The organism is Prevotella illustrans, assembly GCF_017426725.1.
GTDB lineage: Bacteria > Bacteroidota > Bacteroidia > Bacteroidales > Bacteroidaceae > Prevotella > Prevotella illustrans.
In genome coordinates this window covers 40,612-62,172 of record NZ_JAERMS010000014.1, presented here as the reverse complement: position 1 = coordinate 62,172, position 21,561 = coordinate 40,612, and the positions used below count along the sequence as shown (strand labels likewise).

The window sequence follows — 21,561 nt, the reverse complement described above, 5'->3', positions numbered from 1 at the left end:
TGATTTGATGAAACTTTATATGCGTTTTCACAAAAATTATTTAGGACACTATTGGTTTTTATGTCTTTATGTCAAAAAACACCCACAAAGAAATATGTTCCTATATCCTTACTCCGCCCGCTTGTCGATAAATTCGTAGCCCGCAAACTGCTGTCGGGGAAATGAAAACATGGAATCGTCGATGCCGCCACTGCGGAGATTGCTGATTTTGATGGTCGTCCAGAAGAACGCTACCTTGATTTTCAAGCTCACAGGCGCGTAAGTACGTCCGTCGATGAGGGCTTTCACGTGCTTGATATAGCCCGAAACGCCGTCCTTGGCGTCGAGCGTAATCTCATAATACTGCTTGCGTCCCTTGACATGATAGGTGTAGTTGTCGGCATGGAAGGCAAATTTACTGGCATATTTGTCCCGATTCGGCGAATTGGGGTCATGAAGTTCGATGGTCCGTTTCTTGGTGTCTACCCTATAAAAACTATGTCCGTCACACCAGGAAGCATAACGCTTTTCTATGAATTTCTGTTTCTTGCCCTTATACCAGATGGTGCCCGTCGTCTTGTAAAGGCCAATGATATTGACATTATAACTGAGCATGCAACCCTGCGGACCGAATACCATGGAATAAGTCTTGTCAAAAATACGGCGAGCCTGCGCCTCGTTGGCTGACAAGGCCGCCGTTGCCGACAGACTAACCGACAAGAGCGACATCAATAAAAATATTCTGAAAAATCTCATTTCTTACCTTCATTGTTTGATTCTGCTTTCTCAAGCGACTGCTGTGTAGCCGTGTTATCCTGTGCGATGCGCACTTTGCGCTTCGGGTTCTCCTCGCCACCAAACGTTATCAATTGGCGGGCGGCCGTCATGATACTCAGCCCCGATGGCTGGGTGGTACGCTTCACGTCGTCGAAAGCTTCCTGTGTCTTGCGTAACTGCTCGTCGACCTTAAGGAAACGTTCGTAGAACAGTTGCACACGGTCGATAATGGTATTGGCCGCCTTCATGATTTCCTGCTGGTTTTCCACTTGTCGCACCTGCTTCCAAGTCATCTCCAACACGCGCAACATCATGTATAGATTCTGGCTTCCGGCAATGACGACCCCTTTGTCGTAGGCCTCTTTCCACAGTCCCGGCTCATGCGCCAGGGCCAGTTGCAGGGCGCCCTCGCTGAAAACGTACATCATCACGAAGTCAAGACGGTGGCGCCCGTCACGGATATACTTGCTATAGTTCTTCCGGGCCAGCTCGTTCACGTGGTTGCGCACCGACAAGATGTGCCGCCTCAGGGCCTCCTCACGCGCTTGGTCGGTGTCGGCGTTGTGATAGTCCTCGAACGCCTTGAACGACATCTTCGAGTCAATAATGACATCCCGGCTGTCGGGGAAGTGCAGGATGACGTCGGGAATGAGTCGATGGCCGTCCTCCTCGTATATCGTATGGCCCTGCTCGTCCTTCATCGTAGCCTGCTCCTCGAATTGCAGCCCCTCTTCCAGCCCCATGCTTTCGAGCACCTGCTTCAGGCGCAGCTCACCGAAGTTGCCCTGTGTCTTATTCTCGCTGGTCAGAGCGCTGGCCAGTTTATCGGCCCGCTCGCCCACTTCACGGGCCTGCTTCATATTTTCCTTGATACTTTGGTCAAGCCGTGTCATCGACTCGTTCTGCTGACGGTCGCTCTTTTCCACCGCTTCCTTCATCTGCCTGATGTTCTCGTGCAGTGGATTGAGGATGGAAGAGAGTTGCTGTTTGTTGTTTTCCGACAGTTCCTCGGCCCGTTCTTTCAGAATCTTCTCCGACGCCGAGTTCATCTGTTCACGTATCAGCTTCAGCTGTTGTTCCAACTGGTCGCGCTGTGCCTGCCGCAATTCGGCCAACTGACGCTCATGGTTTGCCTTCAGCTCCTGCTTCTGCTTCTCAAAGTCGGCCCGCAAGTCCTCGGTCTGACGAGCGCTATCCGCAACTTTCGACTGCAAGACATCGCGCTGCGACTGCAACGACGACAAGGCCGATTGCGACTTACTTTGGCACAAAAGATAGCCAATAGCCAGCCCAATCAACAGACAGATAACTGAAATCAATATTTCCATAATGGTACAAAAGAAAGGAATAAAGACTGATTAATTCTCTACAATCTCATCCAAATCAACAAATTCGCCATGCAGACGACGCCGCTGAATGAGCAGATCCGACAGTTTCTTCTTACGTTTCAGGAAGAGCATTCTACGGAAGAATATATTCGGAATGGCTACACCGATGGCAATGCAGAGCGTCACCAACGAAGCCATAATACCGTTGTGCATGGCTATCGTCACCTCGCCCACGACACCACGCATTCCGATGAAGGCAAACAGGCACCGATACATCAGCACGCCGGGAATCATCGGGATGACACTCGGGATGGAAAGACAGTGATGAGGCGTGTGGAACCAGTGCATGGCCTGGGTGGCAATGATACTCACAAGCGCCGAACCGACAAGCGAACCGGTTATCAGTCCCATATCCAGCCCTACATTATCACTGCTCGGACCCAAGTTAACGAAGTTTCGAGCGCACACGGCTATGATACCTCCAATGGCTACCACGGGCAACAAACGGCGTGGAATATTGAAAATCGTACTGAAACCCACGGCTGAGATCGCGGCGGCCAACGCGAACTCCCAGTATTCATGGTGCGGCGTCATGCTCAAATCCGTCACGAAATTGTTGATTCCGCACACTCCGATGGCAAAGGCGATACCGAAAGCCATGGCCATGACCATCAGTAACGTATTGATAAAGCGAACCAGACCGACCTGAACGTAGCCGTCGAGCATGTCGCTGACAAAGTTGATGATGGGAACGCCGGGCACGATGAACAGGGCACAGGCCATCAAGGGGTGCCAGGGCGTGGTCGAAACCATAAACGACGGTAGGACTGAAGCGATGTCCGCATTCGTCGAAAGGAAGGAGGAAAGCCAAGCCAAGATGGTCGACAGAAAAGCCGCGATCGCTATATTGACATAGTGGTTGCTCCCCTGATGATTGAGAAAAGTGCGAAATCGCATGCCCAGGATGGCCGCAATCGACGCGTAGAAGAACGCCGCCCAGTCGCAACCGAACTGAATGCAGAAGCCACCGCACGCGAATCCTGCCGCCGTAGCTACCTGCCAATCGGTATAATTACGCTTCTTTCGCTTGATTCGGTTAAGCTCCGCTTCGTATTCGTCCAGCGTATAGTCCTCTATGATGGCCTTCCATGACAGTTTGCTGACGGCAGAAATGGCTTCCATATTGATACCATGCTTCTCACAACGCTGGAATTTCACAAACGAATGATGCTCATCACTGAGATTCACCATGAGCATCGTATAGTTTACGAAGATATGAAGATTCTGCTCCGGCAAACCCAGGAAAGCTGCCGTACGCTTCATATTACGAAGAATACGGGCCGTGTCGGCCGAGCTTTCCACGAGCAACCGTCCCGTCTTGAGCAGTAAATCGAGCTTACGGCGAAGTTTGAGATCGGCAGGAGTCTGAAGTTCTGTAGACATACGCTTATCCTAATACTAATATTAAAATCTGAATCGTGACGATACGCAGGAACATGGCAAACGGATAAACCGTCGAATAGCCTACAGCCGGCGAGTCGCTCTGTGTCAGATCACTGGCGTAAGTGAGCGCCGGCGGATTTGTATTGGTACCGGCTAACACGCCGATGAGCGTAAAATAATTGAGATGCATGAAATAACGACCGATGAGAGCACCGATCAACAAGGGCAATATCGTAATCAGAACGCCATAGCCCAACCATGTCAAGCCTTCCTGACTGATAACCGTCGAAAAGAATTCACGACCTGTTCCCAAGCCTACACAAGCCAAGAAGATACAGATTCCGATTTCCCTAATCATCAAATTGGCGCTGATGGTAGTATAAGTAACCAAGTTATGCTTGGGTCCCAGCCAACCGATCAGCAGCGCAACGATGAGTGGTCCGCCCGTCAATCCCAACTTCAACGACTCCGGAATGCCCGGTATAATAATAGGTATATTTGCCACCAAACATCCCAAAGCTATGCCAAGGAAAATAGGTATCAGATTAGGATTGTTCAATCGGCGCAGCGAATTACCCATTAACTTTTCGATATGGCTGATAGCCAGTTCCGTACCGACCACCGTCACACGGTCGCCCATCTGCAAATGAAGGTTGGGCGTGGCCACCAGATCAACGCCGGAGCGGTTCACACGCGTAATATTCGTACCAAAGTTGGAGCGTATTTTCAGTTGAGCAAGGGTCTTACCGTTAATTTCCGGCTTTGTCACGAGAATGCGACGTGAAATGAGTTCGTTGTTATAGTTCGCCCATTCCACCGTTGTCGGCACACCGAGCAACGCCGTAATGGGTTCTATGTCGTTCGGACGTGCGATCACCAAAAGTTTGTCGCCCTTGTTCAATACCGTCAAACCATTGACAACCTCGTTGAACTCGCCCGTGGCTACATGCAGAATGCGTGACACCGTGAAGTCACGGTTCAATAATTGGTGAATATGAGCGATCGTCTGCCCCTCAATCATTTCGTTTTCAACCTCTATGGTGAAAGTTCTTACGGTCAATTCCTCCAAGTGTCCCAGTCCCGTAGCGGCCTGCTTCTCTTCTTTCTGTAGATTGATACGCAGCAGATAGCGCAGAGCCATAAACGTAAGAATCACCCCTATGACACCCATAGGATAGGTTACGGCATAGCCCATGGCTATATCGGGCGAGTCAATATGGTTGAGATCGCTGTTCGCCTGCTGAGCGGCACCCAGTCCGGGCGTATTGGTAACAGCTCCCGAAAGGATTCCGGCCATCGTCGTGATAGGAATTCCCGTCACGAAATGCAGCGTCACAGTCATGCCCACACCTACAAATACGATGAGCAGCACCAGCATATTGAGCGACAAACCTCCACGGCGGAAAGAAGCGAAAAAGCTGGGCCCCACTTGCAGACCGATAGAATAAACGAAGAGAATAAGGCCGAACTCCTTCAGAAAATGGAGCAAATGTTCATCAAGATTAAAATTAAAATGGCCAAATACCAGCCCAATGAACAAGACCCATGTGAGTCCGAGTGAAATGTTAGACACTTTTACCTTGCCCAAAGCAAGACCAAGAGAGATGACCAACGCCAAAATCATTACGGAGTGAGCTACTCCACCACCCCACAGATCAGGAAATCCTTCAAACAAATTACGAACTAATTCCATTATATTACTATTTATACGTTGCAATAACAACGAAAGCTGCCTGACGACGCGACACAAACACGCGACTCTGCCTTTGCAGCCAAAGAGAGATACATTTCAGCCGCAAAGGTAGTAAGTTTTTCCCACTTAATCAGTGTATTTACTATATTTGTTGATTTGAATGATATTTTACTCTAATCGAGTCCTTCTATCAATCCATCTACAATATCTATGCGCTCCGCCTGCGGATGTTTGGGCAGCCCGGGCATGCGCATAATCTCGCCGGCCACGGCCACGATCATCCGCGCGCCGGCATTCAGCACAAAGTCGCGCACGGTAAATTCAAAGCCATGGGGCGCCCCGTAGACCTTGGCGTCATCACTAAAAGAATACTGTGTTTTAGCGATGCACACGGGAAAATGGCCACATCCCATCGCCTCAATGGCTTTCATCTGTCGAATCGCGGCAGACTTGAACACTACATGGCCGGCTCCATAAATATGTTTGGCCAATTTTTCCACCTTTCTCGCGATGCCATCTTCAAGCTGATAGGCATACTCAATCTTTCCCGATGGTTTTTCGGCAATGGTATCAACAGCCAATCGGGCCAGTTCCTCGCACTCTTCGCCGCCACGCATAAACGCCGCATTAGACGCGAAGCCCACGCCCATTGCCTCACAATGGCTACGCACCAGCTCTACCTCTTGTTCCGTATCGGTATTAAATTCATTGAGTGTCACGATAACGGTCTGTCCCATCGACTGTAGGTTCTGAATATGGCGATCCAAATTGGCAAGACCACAAACCAGCTCACGTTCACCATGACTTTCATCAGCCCCCACACACATGCCTCCATGCATTTTCAATCCACGCGTTGTGCACACCAATATGGCCAGTTTGGGCTGCAACCCGGCCTCACGACACTTAATATCCAAGAACTTCTCCGCTCCCAGGTCGGCGCCGAATCCGGCTTCCGTCACGACATAGTCACTGAGGCTCAGCGCCATCTTCGTAGCGATGATACTGTTGCATCCATGGGCGATATTGGCAAAAGGGCCGCCATGAATAAAAGCCGGCGTACCTTCGATGGTCTGCACGAGATTCGGTTGCAGGGCGTTGAGCAACAAAACGGTAATGGCGCCGGCTACTCCCATATCTTTCACGGTAAACGGTTTACCCTCCATCGTGATTCCCAAGAGTATATTTTCTATGCGACGACGCAGGTCGGCCTCATCTTTCGCGAGACAAAGGATGGCCATGATTTCACTGGCCGGCGTGATATCGAACCCGCTCTCGGCAAGAATACCGTTGGTCTTAGCCCCCAGTCCTGTCACGATATAACGCAGACTGCGATCGTTGACATCGAGCACACGCTTCTGCCAATACACTTCCTTCAGCGCGAAACCATTTTCCAAATGTTGATAAAGATAGTTGTCAAGCAGAGCCGTAATCATATTATGAGCCGTGGTGATGGCATGAAAATCGCCCGTAAAGTGCAGGTTGATCTTCTCCATAGGCAGCACCTGCGAGTAACCGCCGCCACAAGCGCCGCCCTTCATACCGAAACAAGGTCCCAGACTTGGCTCTCTTAATGCCAGAACCGATTTCTTTCCAAGCCGATTCAAAGCCATCGACAGGCCTATACAAACCGTGGTCTTGCCGATTCCTGACTTCGTAGGCGACATTGCCGTCACGAGGATCAGGTTGCTCCGTTTTATCTTTTCAGGATTAATCAATGTAGTCGGCATTTTGGCAATATACTTGCCATAACGGTCCAGGTCGGCAGCATTAACGCCCAAGTCGGCAGCTACGTCTTCAATGGGGCGCATATTGCACGCACGGGCAATTTCGATATCAGATTTCATTGTGATTTGGAATAGAATGATTATAAAACGCAAAGATAGTGTTTTTTCGTGAAAACACGGCTAACCGAGACTATATACCTACGAATAATTAGTTTCCCTACCCACAGATTCATCCTTTTTAGGTATTGCGACGCGTGAATGGATTCTTTATCTTTGCCCCCAGAACAGGAATGGACAATGATTAGCCATTTTTTTGAATAGATCATATTAATTTGAATAGCGATTGAGGTAGGCTGTGAAGCTTGCCTCAATTGCTTTTTAGCGTATCGGGCACAGCCATCTACTTACTTTTTCGCGTCAGAATTTCGGCGGCATAATAGCCCATTACGCGATAACCCTCGGCATTGGGATGGAGCCAGTCGCTCTGATACTCCTTGCGCATACGGTGAACATTGGCCGGATCCTGCAAAAGTTCCGCGAAATCAAGAATCCCATCCACATTCTTATACTGCCCGCGAATCCATTCATTCACCGTCTCACGGGCCGCTTCGTGGAAAAACGTATAGTAACCGGCACCTTCAAAAGGGGTAATAGTGCCTAAGTAGACCTTCAACTTTAAGGCCTTGGCTTTCCGAATCATCTGTTCATAACAAGCAATCAGTTCGGCAGCCACCTGCTCACTGTTGCCACGGGCCGCCCCGATATCGTTCACTCCTTCAAAAATGATGACATGTGTCACGCCGCTTTGTTCCAGAATATCATGGTCGAAGCGGACTTTGGCCTGCGCTCCGAAGCCGCCGGGCAACGTCACACGGTTGTTGCCTATCCCCAGATTGAGCACGCCCAGATAATCTATCTGATGTTTCAGTTGAAAGGCTTCGCTCATCATATCGGGCCAACGGTTTTGCGCGTTGTCATTAGAATTCTTGCCATCCGTTATCGAATTACCGATAATAGCGATGGCCTCACTTTTTATATCAAACACATCAATACCGGCAATATTAAACCAATGCTCTTCACGAAAGGCCTTACCGAAATTCGTCTGCGCCGTTGTCACGCCCGACATAATATAAGAGGTGGTGCGCGATCCCATGTGAACGGTAGGAACCGAAGGCGCTTTCGTATAATTGATGGTGATAGCCAGCCGATCCAAGCCACGCAAGTCAAACTTCAGGGGATCACTTACCGTTTCCTTTCCCGCAGGAATCACCACCCGATACTTTTTTCCAAACTGCAGATAACGGGCCGTATGAGGATATAACTCAAAAGAGTCTTTAGCCAAAGCGATATAGATGGAACGAATTTCCACGGGTTCCGAACTGTAGATATTGCTCAGCCGTAAGCGCAATACGTTCCCGCCGATCGACACTTTTACAATCTGACGTACCGATCGGTTGGTCATATTGTTATCATAGGGCATATAGGCCTTCACCACAGGTTGCGGCGCCGCGGCCCATGTACCTACCCAACGACCCAGCGTAACGGTCGGCTTTTCCTGTGCCGACAGCTGTATGGCCATACAGCAGGCGACAACCAACAACAATCGCTTCATCTTTTTCATATTCTTCACCTTCATTGTCAATAAACCACTCATCGTTTTTCCTCCGCCGTTACGGTAGGATGACGCGTACAAAGATAGGAAGAAAAATGATTTTTGTAAAGAAACAGGTGTGAATTTTAACACTTCCGAAACAACTCATCCAGCGTTTTTCAGGCCCTCTCAGCGTACTTCGGTTACGCCATTTTCCTGTATTTTGTCTCCAAAGCAGTACTTTTAACGGCCAATATCAGCCCTTTTACGCTCTAAAAGGGTAGCTTTCGGCTGCTAATAGCTGCCCTTTTACAGCCTAAAAGCATAGCTATCGCAAAGTATCTGGCCCTGTTTATCGCATTGAATTTTGTTAACTTACTGATAATCAGCCGATAACCCAAACTTCATTTTCCTGCCGTTTTTCCGTCCGCTTCCTTTTCTTTTCTGAAAAAGCGCACTTTTTTCGACCTGTTTGTCAAATAAATTCATAACGTTTTTCATTTATTTATCTTTTTTTTATTTTCTCTTGAAAGCTATTCATTCTTTTATTATATACGGTTCGGGATCAGTTTTCCTAAAATTAGCAGTGTTTTAATGTTTGATTGCCAATGCTGAACGTGATGAATCACGCCCTTACGCCGACGCATGGCGGCTGATTGACATTACCAAGCTATGACTTCCGTGTTTGTAAATGGCAGGGCGTGAACCGGAGGGGCGTGATTCATCACGTTCCGGTTCAGTCTGTTTGTGTGTTGGCAGAAATCATTTGCAACATCAATAAATTCCCATCATTTTAGTATGTACACATGTTTGTCAGTTCCGACCACGGTGTCAACTTTTCGGGAGATTTACTTGCTCATCATCGATAAATTACATACTTTTGCCGGAACGAAAGTTCTTCGCGCATCTAAGGTCGTCAGATGAGCAAGTCAAGTATCTCCCCAATCCGCCGTATATGAGTACGCACGAATCCGATAGCATACTGCTGGCCGCCCTGAGCCAGGGCAACAAAGCGGCTTTCGATGTCGTCTTCCGAAAATATTATCCCAAAATCAAGTTCTTTGCCGCCCGTCTTTGCGGCGACAAAGCTGAGGCCGAGAATATTGCGCAGGATATTTTTATGCAACTCTGGATTAGGCGTAATCAACTGATCGAAATACAGAATCTTGAAAACTACATCTACGTGATGACCAAAAACGCGTCGTTCGAAATCATCAGGCGTTCACTACAACGACAGCGGATAGTACAAGAAACAGCTTCCGAAGAGCCGGATGACAACATCATTGACAACGAGCTACACTACAAGGAGCTCATGGCCATCATAAAAGAGGAAATAGAACGCATGCCCGCACAACGCCGACGCATCTTCCTCATGAGCCGTCGCGAAGGACTTTCTAACGAACAGATAGCACAAGAATTGGGATTAAGCAAGCGAACTGTGGAAACCCACATCTCGCTGGCATTGCAACAGCTGCGCCACCTCATGCCGCTACTCGAACTATTGACACTCACACTGATGCTCACTCGGGAGCAACAATTCTAACAACTCTTCCTTTTTTATCATTAATTAACACGCCATGAATTACGTGTGATTCATGACTTATTCATCCTATTTATAAAACAGCATCTTATCCATGAATCTAAACGATATTCAAGAGCTTATTCACGCCTACTTCGATGGTGTCATTCCTGCCGACAAACGTCAGCTACTGAGGCATTGGCTCCTTCTTCCTACGGATGCGGAGAAGAAAGATCATGCTCTAAAGATGGTCTGGAACCATGCAGAACCCGACACTACCGATGTAGATACAGCCTTGGAAATGTTCCGAAACAACCGCCAACGCTATGAGAAGCAACGCCATAAACGTCGCCGACTGGCACAATCGCTTCGCTGGGCAGCCGTATTGGCTATTCCGCTGCTGACAGCTGCTGCCGCCTGGAAGCTGTCGGCCGACTATCACGCGCAGCCTCAACTGGCTGAATTTCATGTGGGCGAAGGAAAAATTGACAGTCTGACACTGAGCGATGGTACTAAGATTATCGTCAATTCGGCTTCAAGCCTACTCTATCCTGCCACTTTCAATCCCCACGGTGACCGCCGTGACATCTTCCTCGTAGGCGAAGCACACTTTGAAGTGGCCAAAGACAGCCGCCGTCCGTTCGTCGTACACGCAGGCAACCTCAACATACGCGTATTGGGAACTCATTTTAATGTACGCGCTTATGGCGATGACAGCGACATCATCACTACGCTCGAAGAAGGTAGCGTCAAGCTATCCGACAACCAAAATGCGATACTCATGAAGCCCGGTGAGCAAATCGCCTATCGACGAAGTGACGGTCTTATGCGCCGAAAGCAGGTCAGGGCCGGCGATTTTAGGCTGTGGACACATGACAACATCGATTTCCACAACCAAACATTAAAGGTTATCCTGGAACAAATGGCTGCTCTCTACTACGTAAAGTTTGACGTTGACAAGGCCCTTGACCTCGAACAACGCTTCACCATGAACTTTAACCGCACTGAAAACATTGACGAAGTAATGACCGTCATCAGCCGATTGAGCAATCATTTTCAATATCATAAACATGGTAACATCATCAAACTCTATAAGAAAAGAAAGGAGGCAGCCCCATCAAGCACAGACACCTAAACCTAATTCCAAAAACATTACTATCAAATACTTTAATTCTAAAACTTATGACTCTTAAATTCAACCATTATCTAAGGGCATACCGACAGAAGCGGCATTTAGCCCTTCTCGGTCTGTGCCTCGCGTTTTCCACCCACGTGGTAGGCCAGAACCAAATTGTTAACCTGCAAAAGACCACCAACAGCGTGCAATCGCTTATCAAGGCCATCGAACAGCAGACCTCATTGTCCATCGATTACAAACAGAACACGCTCAATCTGAGCCGTCAGATCAAAACCGACTCGAAGTCGGAAAACCTCTCTTCCTTACTCCAACAAATGCTCAAAGGCACTAATTTGGAATATAGTCTGTCGGGACGTCACATCATTATCACACCCAAAGAGGCTAGAAGCCAAGCTTCACAACAAGCCGGTACACAGCAAAAAGTCAAAGGACAGGTGCTCGACCCAAAGGGAGAACCGCTCGTGGGCGTCACTATCAAAGTGAAAGGCACGAGCCAAGCTACCGTCACCGACGCAAACGGCAATTACACCATCAATGCCCAACGCGGCGATATTCTGGAGTTCTCCTATATAGGATTCAGCCCTAAGGAAGTAAGAGCTGATGGTGGCAACTGCAACGTAGCCCTCAGTGAAAATGCCGAAACACTCGATCAAGTCATTGTGATTGGCTATGGTACGGTGAAAAAAGCTGACTTGGCAGGTTCTGTAGGCGTTTTGGATAGCAAAAAGTTTAGCGACCAACCCATCACACAGATTTCTGATGCCTTCCAAGGTCGTATTTCGGGCGTACAGGTTGCTAACAGCGGTGTACCCGGCGGTACGATGAAGATTCGTGTGCGTGGCGCAGGCTCGGTCAACCGCAGCAACGACCCGCTCTATGTCATCGACGGTATTGCCCGCGAAAGTGGTTTACAAGGTATTAACCCTGAAGATGTGCAGTCGGTACAGATACTCAAAGATGCTTCGGCCACAGCCATCTATGGTTCGCGCGGTTCCAATGGTGTGGTACTCATTACCACAAAGAATGGCCGTGAAGGTCAAACCAAAGTCAGCTTCGATGCCCAAGTGGGCGTAAGCAATGTAGCCAAACGCTACGACACACTGTCACCCTACGAGTTTGCTACAGCCTATAATGAGGTACATGCCAATACCTTCAATGATGAAAGTCTGAAGGCCTTTAAGAACGGAACGAAAGGTACGGACTGGCAGGACGCCATGTTTCAAACCGGCATAACACAGGACTATAAGATCGCACTCAGCAGTGGCAACACCACAAACCAATATTATATATCGGGCAACTACATGGGACAGACGGGCATCGTCATCCAAACGAAGAACGAACGCTATCAGGCCCGTGTCAATCTCTCGTCCGACATCACCAAATGGCTGAACATCAACGCTGACATCAATGCTTCCCACACGAAGACAAAGAACTTTAACTTCAGTGCTTCCACCAACAACGTGTTGTGGAATATGTTGAACTTCTCGCCTGTTTCCGACATCTATGACGCTCAGGGCAACTATACAAAGCGCGACTTCTACTGCGCGCTCACGTCAGACAACCCCGTTGGCATGATGAAAGAGAATGAAGGACAAACCCGTCAGGCTCTCTTCACAGGCCATATCGACCTAAGATTCAACATCATGCCGGGCTTAACATTCACCACGACCAATGGTGTGGACTACGCGGATGTGAAAAACTACTACTTCACTTCCAAGAAAGTGGCCGACTCTAACGGCATGTCAAACCGTGACGCCCAGCGCATGACGCTACAGACAACTAACAATCTAACCTACAACGGCAATTGGGGACTACACGCATTGACCGCTACCGGCGTATTCGAAGCTACCCGATCAAAATATCGCCACATGTATTTGTCGGGCGACCACCTACTCACCGAGAGCGTTAAATGGTGGAATGTAGGGTTGGCCAGCAGCCGCAAGGAAAACAACGGCTACTCTGCCTGGACACTATTGTCATGGGTTGGCCGTGTCATGTACAACTACGCCGACCGCTATCTCGTTACCGGAACTTTCCGTGCCGATGGTTCTTCCAAATTCTTCAACGACAAATGGGGCTATTTCCCGTCACTTGCCGTGGCTTGGTCGTTGGGCAATGAAGAGTTCATGAAACATCAAAACATGATTCAAGACGCAAAGATAAGACTGAGCTATGGTCTTGTCGGCAGTCAAGCCATCGACCCTTATGAAACACTTGGGCTGATGCAACAGACCGGTTACGCTTTTGGTGGCAACTCTAAATACACAGGTTTCTGGGCCGGCACGAGTGTAGCAACACCTAATCTAACGTGGGAGAAGACGCATCAGTACAACATCGGCCTTGACTTTGCCGTACTCAACAGAAGTCTTCGCTTCTCGTTCGATTTCTTCAAGAAGCTCACCAAAGATGGCCTCCTCAAGAAAGCAATGCCCAACTACGATGGTGGCGGCACTTATTGGGTCAACGCGGCTGAAGTTACCAACCAAGGTCTTGACTTCTCTATCGACGCAAATATCCTCAATAAGGGCTACTTCAATTGGTCGAGTACTCTGACCGGAACGTATCTGAAGAACAAGGTTACATCGTTAGACAACATTCCCTACGTCACCGGATATACTCCCGCAACGGGTCTTACCGACGCTGTCACTCGCATCGTGGAGGGCAAACCCATCGGTTCTTTCTATCTTTACCAATGGACAGGCTTAGATAAAGACGGACATGACACCTACGCCGACCTCGATAACAGTGGCACCGTATCGGCAGGCGATCGCTCTATCATCGGAAATGCCAACCCTGATTTCACGTTGGGATGGAACAATCACTTCACGTATAAAAACTGGGAACTTAACGTTTTCTTTACGGGAGCTTTCGGAGCACAGCGTTTGAACCTGATGAGATACTCGGCAGCGTCAATGAATGGTAAGTCAACCTTCGTTACATTAAAGGAAGCTTATTATAACTCCTTCGGCAAATCAGACAATCCTCGCTACCCTGCCTTGAACGTAACGGGCAACAACTATCAGGCCGCATCTACCAAATGGCTTGAAGACGCTGACTATCTGCGCCTCGACAATCTTACGTTGGCTTATAATCTCTCTAAGAAAGTCACTAAGTTTGCTGACCTTCGCATCTCTCTCAGTTGCCAAAATCTGTTCACCATTACAGGCTATAAAGGCATGGACCCAGCAGGTTTGTCGTTCATGGACACCTCGTTGGGTAGTGTAGATATCAACGATGGTATCGACATGGGTGCCTATCCGCTCTCCCGCACATTCACCGTCGGCGTGAAAATGAACTTCTAATCATTTAATCTTATACAACTATGAAACTTAGATATATATTATATAGCGCGTTAGCTATGGCAGCCTTGGCCACCTCATGCAGCGATGCGCTTAACGAAGATCCCAAAGGAAAACTGACGCCCGAGACCTTCTTTTCAACTCAAGATGAACTAAACATGGGCACCTATGCCCTCTATCGCAAGGTCTGCGACATGCAAACCAATACCAATCCAATGATGGCTGCCTGGCAAGGTGACGACATTACGACCAATCCAGGCAGTAACAAGCAGGATCTTGCCGACGTCGACGCGTTCCATCCGAGCGACGGCAACAAGGGTGCTAAATGGCTTTGGGAAACCTCTTATAAGGTAATCAAAGCCGCAAACGGCATTATCAACAACGCAGAAAAGTGTCCGACGACTCCAGAAGAAATCAATATCGCTATGGGACAGGCCAAGTTCTGGCGTGCGCTCAACTACTTTTATTTGGTCAGAAGGTTCGGTCCAATCCCCTTGACATTGAAAGGAGACGTTGATTACAGCCGCCCGTTGGCCACTGTAGAAGAGGTTTATACGCAGATTGTAAGCGACTTGAAAGACTGCGTAAACATTCTTCCGACCAGCTATAGCAAGGCGCCACGTCATATCAACAACACTAATATCTACATAACAAAGCAGGCCGCCGAAGCAACTTTGGCCTCCGTATACATGGCAATGGCAGGTTGGCCCCTCAACAAAACAGCCTATTACAAGGAAGCCGCAGCCATGGCAAAGGATGTTATCGAAGGTGTGAAGAGCGGGAAGTACGAATATATCCTTGAACCAGAGTACAAACACGTTTACTCCGTCAGCCATAACAATACCAACGAGACCGTTGTTGGAATCAGTTTTTCAGGCTCTTTCACTTGGGATGAAGACTCAGAAATGTCTAAGAGTAACCTCTTTGAATCACTCGGAGGCTGGGGAGACGGTTGGGGAACCATTAAGTTCTGGAAAGATTTCCCCGCCGGCCCACGCAAAGATGCCACTTATAATCCCAAAATATTGAAGAACAACGGGCGCAAGGACGAAACAGAACTCATCGACTGGTGGCAAACCGAAGAATGCCATCCTATGTTTAGCCTCTTTACTATGGGCAAGGGAGATGTTGATTATGACTACACCAAGCCCGCTTCTTATACATCAACGAATGGTCATCGCCACCGTCTTATCCGCTATTCAGAGGTATTATTATGGTATGCCGAGGCACAAGCTCGTGCAGAGGGCACACCAAACACGCTGGCCTATGAGTGTATCAATAAGGTAAGAAACCGTGCGGGCCTCCCCAATCTTACTTCCGGACTCAGCGGCGAAGCCTTTGCCGAGGCCTGTTTCAAGGAACATGGTTGGGAAGTGGCAGGCTATTGGAACGCGTTAGTAACCCGACGTGACGACCTTATGCGCCTCAACAGGTTGGAACAAACCTTCAACGACCGTGTAAAGAATGAGCCTATCGAAGTTGCTCCGGGTGTTTTGGTGAAGGAAACTGTGCTTGTTCCCGCTAACGTAAAATGGCAGGGAGAGAAGAGTATCTATCTTCCCTATCCCGCATTTGACGCTGAATTGAACCGCAATCTGAAGCGTTAGTAAATCAAATATACATTCTTGGGTAGGCTTCCGCAACCTGAAGACGGGAAGCCTACCCTCTTTTTACATCAAATATTCTAATGAAACATTTATACCTGCTACTCTTTCTGTTGGGTATAACCACCCATCTACATGCTACCGATATTCTTATTGAAGCCGAAAGTTTTAAAGATAAAGGCGGATGGCAGGTAGATCAGCAGTTTATGGACCTCATGGGATCGCCTTATCTGCTGGCACACGGCATGGGAAAACCTGTCAAGGATGCTGCCACGACTTTTCATTTGCAGACAACCGACACCTATTATATATATGTACGCACGTATAATTGGACTGCGCCATGGGTTTCGGGCAAAGGTCCCGGAGGCTTTGCCGTCGTGCTGAACGGCCATGTCATCGGCACGGCAGGCCATGACGGGCAGGCATGGGAATGGCAACGCGTGGGCCAAAAGAAGCTAAAGGCCGGAAGCCATCGCCTTGCGCTCCGCGATTTACAAGGTTTCGATGGCAGATGTGATGCCATTTTTCTAACCAGCCGTAAAGATTTCATCCCTCCGAAAGATGCCAATACAACTTGGAGAGCTTCGCTTAACCCTATTCATACCACTACCCAGAACTTTGATTTTGTAGTCATCGGCGGCGGTATTGCCGGCATGTGCTCCGCTGCTTCAGCCGCCCGTCTGGGATTAAAAGTAGCTTTGGTCAATAACCGCCCCGTATGGGGAGGCTGCAATAGTTCCGACATCCGCGTGCACTTGGGCGGAGACATTGAGGTGGGACGCTATCCTAAGTTAGGCAAAATGATATGTGAATTTGGCCCTTCGCGCGAAGGCAATGCCCAACCGGCCCATTATTATGAAGATGGAAAGAAAGACTCGTTTCTCGTCAATGAGCCTAACATCACACTATTATCCAACTATCATGCAGTAGCCGTTAAGAAATTAAATCGTAAAATTACGGAAATAGCCGTACAACATATAGAAAACGGCCGTCAAATCATTCTCAAAGCACCACTCTTCGCCGACTGTACAGGCGATGGAACAATAGGCTATCTGGCCGGGGCCGACTATCGGATGGGGCGCGAAAGCAAAGCAGAGTTCCACGAAGAACACGCGCCCGAACAGGCAGACACGATGACGATGGGGGCTTCTATACAATGGTATTCCGTCAAAGGCAAAGAGAACTTTCCTTTGTTCGATGATGGCATCGCGCTGAACGATAAGAATTGCGACTTCGTCACACGAGGCGAATGGACTTGGGAAACCGGAATGGATCGCAACCAGATTACCGAAGCCGAACAAATACGCGACTATGGGCTCATGGCAGTATACTGTACGTGGAGCTGGCTCAAGAATCATTCTGCCCGAAAAGCTGAATATCGCAACCGAAAACTGGGCTGGGTAAGCTATATCAGTGGCAAACGAGAGTCGCGAAGACTGCTCGGCGACTACATCCTATCCGAAGAAGACATCATGAAAAACGTGCGTCACGAGGACGCTTCCTTCGCCACGACCTGGAGCATAGACCTGCATTATCCCGACTCCGTAAACCAACGGCAGTTTCCCGGCCGCGCTTTCAAGGCCGACACCCACCACCAGGTGCTCAGTCAACCCTACGACGTGCCCTATCGTTGCCTGTATTCGCGCAATATAGACAACCTTTTCATGGCGGGACGCAACATCAGCGTCACCCATGTAGCATTGGGAACAACCCGCGTCATGCGCACTTGCGGCATGGAAGGTGAGGTAATCGGCATGGCGGCCTACCTCTGTCGGAAGCACCACACGCTGCCCCGAGGCGTCTATTGGTATCATTTGTCCGACCTGAAAGCGTTGATGTCGAAAGGCGCCGGGCGTCCCGACGCCGTATTCAACCAAGGCTACAACGCCTGGAATTCATGGAGCAAAACCAACAAGCAATAACTTTTCAATTCACAAAATATCCATATCCTATATGTTCAAGAGCCATCTTGTCTGCTGTCTTATCACCCTCACGGGCCTGTACGGTCACGCGCAGACGCTCATTCCGCAACCTTCCCACCGGGAAACTCACACGGGCTATGCAAACCTTACGTCCAATATCAAAATCATCGCACGTCTTCCTAAAAGCGAGAAAAGCAGGCTCACGTCGGTTGCCCGGGCCCTTTTCCGGCAGGCACCCCACCACCCGCGCAAACTCGTCGTCGTGCTGACGGCCGACGGTAAATCGAACGATGCCTGGAACGACGCCTCTCTGCAAGGCTATAGGCTGCGTGTCGGCCGGGACACCATCCGCGTAGAAGCTCCCGGCGGCATGGGTATCTTCTATGGATTGCAGACTCTCAGTCAGCTCATTGAGGGCAACCGCATCCCCTGCACCACGATAACCGACCGACCGAAGTATGCCCATCGGGGCTTCATGCTCGACTGTTCACGCCATTTCTGGTCGGTTGACTTCATCAAAAAGCAGCTCGATGCCATGGCTTTCTTCAAGCTCGACCGCTTTCATTTCCATCTGACCGATGGCGGAGGGTGGCGCATAGAAATCAAGAAATATCCCGAACTGACGCAGAAAACGGCATTCCGCAGCCACGCCGATTGGGACCAATGGATCGACAACGGCCGTCGGTTCCGCAGCCGGAACGACGCCGACGCCTATGGCGGCTATTATTCGCAGGAACAAATCAGGGATATCGTGGCCTACGCACGGGAACGATACATCACCGTTATCCCCGAAATCGAAATGCCGGGCCACAGCGACGAGGTGCTCCACGCCTATCCCGAACTGTCGTGTACGGGCCATGGCGACGGCTTCGACTTATGTGTCGGCAACCCGAAGACCTTTACGTTCCTGACCGACGTCTTACGGGAAGTGATGCGTCTCTTCCCTTCCAAGTACATCCACGTGGGCGGCGACGAAGCCACCATGCGCTTCTGGAAGAAATGTCCGAAGTGTATAGGCCTCTACAAAGCCCACCACATGACCGACACCATACAGATACAGAGTTATCTGATGACCCGCATCGACAGCTTCCTGACCAGCCATGGTCGTACCATGTTGGGCTGGGACGAGATACTTGACGGCAACCGCGTGTCGCCCGGAGCCACCATCGTGTCGTGGAGAGGAGAAAAAGGAGGCATCAAAGCAGCCCAAATGGGCCATCATGCCATCATGTCGCCATCGAAGAAGTGCTATTTAGACATGTATCAAGCTGACCCACAAACCCAGCCTTTGGCCATCGGCGGCTACACACCGCTGGACTCTGTCTATGCCTACGACCCCATGCCGGCCGTTTTAAGAGGCACGGCGGGAAGCGCGTTTATCGACGGCATACAGGGCAATCTGTGGACGGAATACGTGGGAACGGAATCTTATGCCGAATACATGACCTATCCGCGCCTGATGGCCATTGCCGAACGGGGCTGGGGCACGACCACCTCTTACGAGCATTTCAGGCAGCGTGTGGTGACCATGGCCGAGAAAATGCGTGCAAAGGGCTATACCGTCTTCGATGTCAACACGGCTCACAAACCTTTTAACTTCACGGTTTTGCAATGGAATATATGGCAAGAGGGCACAATGATCAAGGATGGTTTCGACGCCATCGTGGATGAACTGGTTCGCCTGAAGCCCGATTTCGTCACGCTGAGTGAAGTGCGCAACTACCACGACACCAACTTCACGGCCCGCCTCGTGCAGGCCCTGCAACGAAAGGGCGTCACCTACCATTCGTTCCTTTCCTACGACACGGGGGTACTGAGCCGCTACCCCATTGCCGATTCTGTGGTCGTATTCCCCTTAAACAAGGACCATGGCACCATCCACAAGCTGAAAGTAAATGCCAATGGTCATTCCATCGCCGTTTATACGGGACATCTGGACTATCTGGACTGCGCGTACTATAACGTGAGAGGCTATGACGGCACCAACTGGAAAGAAACGGCTCGCCCGGCGTCGGTGGCCGAATTGCTCAAAATGAACAACCTTTCCTGGCGCGACGATGAGATAAGAGTATTTCTGAACGAGGCCCGTCACGACCTGGCCGAGGGTACAGCCGTCATCTTCGGAGGCGATTTCAACGAGCCGTCCCATCTCGACTGGACCGAGGCCACGGCTCAACTCTACGACCATCACGGCTTCGTCGTGCCCTGGACGGTATCGAAGATGATGGAACAGGCCGGCTTCAAGGACACCTATCGGGAACTTTATCCCAACCCCGTGACCCATCCGGGCTTTACCTACCCCTGCTACAACCCGCTGGCCGATATCAAACTGCTCACTTGGGCGCCCAAGGCCGACGAGCGCGAACGCATCGACTACGTGTATTACCAAGGCAAAAGACTCCGCGCCACCGACATCCGAATCTTCGGTCCTGACGCTTCGGTATGCCGGCTGAAGCCCATCAAGGACGCCGCAGCCGACCCGAAGCTGGCCCCTGCGGGCATTTGGCCCACCGACCACAAAGGGCTGCTCGTACGCTTCACGCTCGACCCATAACCCACAGTCGCTTCGCTACAGGCGCAATCTCCGCCAAAGCCGGCGAGGCAGTCGCCGCCAAAGGGCCGTGAACAGTCGCCAACGCCAGTCGATGACGACCACGTGGCGACGGCGCGTCACGGCCTTGACAATCGTGCGCGCCACGACGGCCGCGTCGAGCAGCATGGGATAGCCCCTCGGATTGGTCAACAGGGGCGTATCTACGAAGCCCGGACGAATGTCGGTGAACCCAATCCGCAGCCCCTGACCGTAAGCTAACTGCTCCAAGGCCTGTAAGTAAACGGACTGCATGGCCTTGGTGGCGCTGTAGACCGCCGCCGGCCCGAGTCCTTTCGTGCCCGCTACCGAAGTGATGCAAGCGATATGCCCCTCACCTTGACGGGCAAAACAGCGGTAAGCGGCGCTTACCATTCCCACGAAACCTACGCCGTTAGTCATCATCGTGTCGGTCTCAATGGCGGCTTCCAGTTCCCTGTTCTGCTTGCCTATGCCCGACGCGTGAAAGTAGAGGTCTACGTGACCCATCGTCTCAAAGAGTTGTTCCAACCGAGCGGGAGCTTCGGCGTCGGTCACGTCGATACGAGCCACGCTCACCCGTCCGGGAGCCACGGCCCGCAACGCCTCAAGCGGTTCCTGTCGGCGGGCTGCCAGCGTCACCGTCCATCCTTTCTCGATCAACACTCGTGCCACCTCGCGGCCGATACCGCTGCTGGCACCCATGATAATTGCCTGATTCATACGCATGTCAATTCATTAGTTCCGCAAGCGCACAAAAACTTGTCGTCAAATGTTTGAGTGCAACTGCTCTTTACAAAGATAGCGTAAACCTTCTTTCATAGCAAGCAAGAGGCTCAAACAGGCAAAAGGATAAGCATACAAATAAATTGCAATCGTTTGATACACAACCACTTTCGTTACGAAACCCTTTAACGTTATTTATACTAAATCTGCAATTTTACCTTAGTTTAGGTATTGACACGTATTAAAATA

13 protein-coding genes are annotated in these 21,561 nt (G+C 50.0%); 6 read left to right on the top strand and 7 right to left on the bottom strand.

The features are described 5' to 3' along the window. Nucleotides 1-108 precede the first annotated feature (108 nt). From JHU38_RS06245 to JHU38_RS06220, 6 genes are all read right to left on the bottom strand, one after another. The gene (locus JHU38_RS06245) at nt 109-735 is read right to left on the bottom strand and encodes a LolA-like protein (protein ID WP_146157013.1); all 627 of its coding nucleotides are present in this window, start codon (nt 733-735) and stop codon (nt 109-111) included. Continuing rightward, the gene (gene rmuC / locus JHU38_RS06240; RefSeq protein WP_107582049.1) at nt 732-2,084 is read right to left on the bottom strand and encodes a DNA recombination protein RmuC; all 1,353 of its coding nucleotides are present in this window, start codon (nt 2,082-2,084) and stop codon (nt 732-734) included. Before rmuC ends, JHU38_RS06245 begins: the two co-directional genes overlap by 4 nt. A 30-nt stretch (nt 2,085-2,114) precedes the next feature. Next, complete coding sequence (locus JHU38_RS06235) at nt 2,115-3,527, bottom strand: threonine/serine exporter family protein (protein WP_207859327.1); 1,413 nt, start codon at nt 3,525-3,527, stop codon at nt 2,115-2,117. Between the two features lie 4 nt (nt 3,528-3,531). Next, complete coding sequence (locus JHU38_RS06230; protein ID WP_107582048.1) at nt 3,532-5,220, bottom strand: putative transporter; 1,689 nt, start codon at nt 5,218-5,220, stop codon at nt 3,532-3,534. 173 nt (nt 5,221-5,393) lie between these two features. After that, complete coding sequence (locus JHU38_RS06225) at nt 5,394-7,064, bottom strand: formate--tetrahydrofolate ligase (RefSeq protein WP_107582047.1); 1,671 nt, start codon at nt 7,062-7,064, stop codon at nt 5,394-5,396. Nucleotides 7,065-7,344: 280 nt separating this feature from the next. After that, nucleotides 7,345-8,556 (bottom strand): SGNH/GDSL hydrolase family protein, encoded by a 1,212-nt coding sequence (locus tag JHU38_RS06220; protein ID WP_107582400.1) that lies wholly within the window; start codon nt 8,554-8,556, stop codon nt 7,345-7,347. A gap of 934 nt (nt 8,557-9,490) precedes the next feature. Between JHU38_RS06220 and JHU38_RS06215 the strand changes: the two genes are divergently transcribed. The 6 genes from JHU38_RS06215 to JHU38_RS06190 all read left to right on the top strand — a co-directional run bounded on the left by JHU38_RS06215 (nt 9,491) and on the right by JHU38_RS06190 (nt 20,571). After that, nucleotides 9,491-10,078, top strand: a complete 588-nt coding sequence (locus JHU38_RS06215; protein ID WP_146157012.1) for an RNA polymerase sigma-70 factor — start codon at nt 9,491-9,493, stop codon at nt 10,076-10,078. Nucleotides 10,079-10,169: 91 nt separating this feature from the next. Beyond that, the gene (locus JHU38_RS06210) at nt 10,170-11,189 is read left to right on the top strand and encodes a FecR family protein (RefSeq protein WP_107582045.1); all 1,020 of its coding nucleotides are present in this window, start codon (nt 10,170-10,172) and stop codon (nt 11,187-11,189) included. Nucleotides 11,190-11,236: 47 nt separating this feature from the next. Next, nucleotides 11,237-14,494, top strand: coding sequence for a TonB-dependent receptor (locus JHU38_RS06205; RefSeq protein ID WP_107582044.1), 3,258 nt, complete (start codon nt 11,237-11,239; stop codon nt 14,492-14,494). 20 nt (nt 14,495-14,514) lie between these two features. Beyond that, nucleotides 14,515-16,098, top strand: coding sequence for a RagB/SusD family nutrient uptake outer membrane protein (locus JHU38_RS06200; protein WP_107582043.1), 1,584 nt, complete (start codon nt 14,515-14,517; stop codon nt 16,096-16,098). An 80-nt stretch (nt 16,099-16,178) separates the two neighbouring features. Next, nucleotides 16,179-18,017, top strand: coding sequence for an FAD-dependent oxidoreductase (locus JHU38_RS06195; RefSeq protein WP_107582042.1), 1,839 nt, complete (start codon nt 16,179-16,181; stop codon nt 18,015-18,017). Nucleotides 18,018-18,048: 31 nt separating this feature from the next. Continuing rightward, the gene (locus JHU38_RS06190; protein WP_107582041.1) at nt 18,049-20,571 is read left to right on the top strand and encodes a family 20 glycosylhydrolase; all 2,523 of its coding nucleotides are present in this window, start codon (nt 18,049-18,051) and stop codon (nt 20,569-20,571) included. A 15-nt stretch (nt 20,572-20,586) separates the two neighbouring features. Here JHU38_RS06190 and JHU38_RS06185 read toward each other — a convergent pair whose 3' ends face one another. Beyond that, on the bottom strand, nt 20,587-21,309 hold the full coding sequence (locus JHU38_RS06185; protein ID WP_107582399.1) for an SDR family NAD(P)-dependent oxidoreductase: 723 nt from the start codon (nt 21,307-21,309) through the stop codon (nt 20,587-20,589). Between the last annotated feature and the right edge of the window lie 252 nt (nt 21,310-21,561).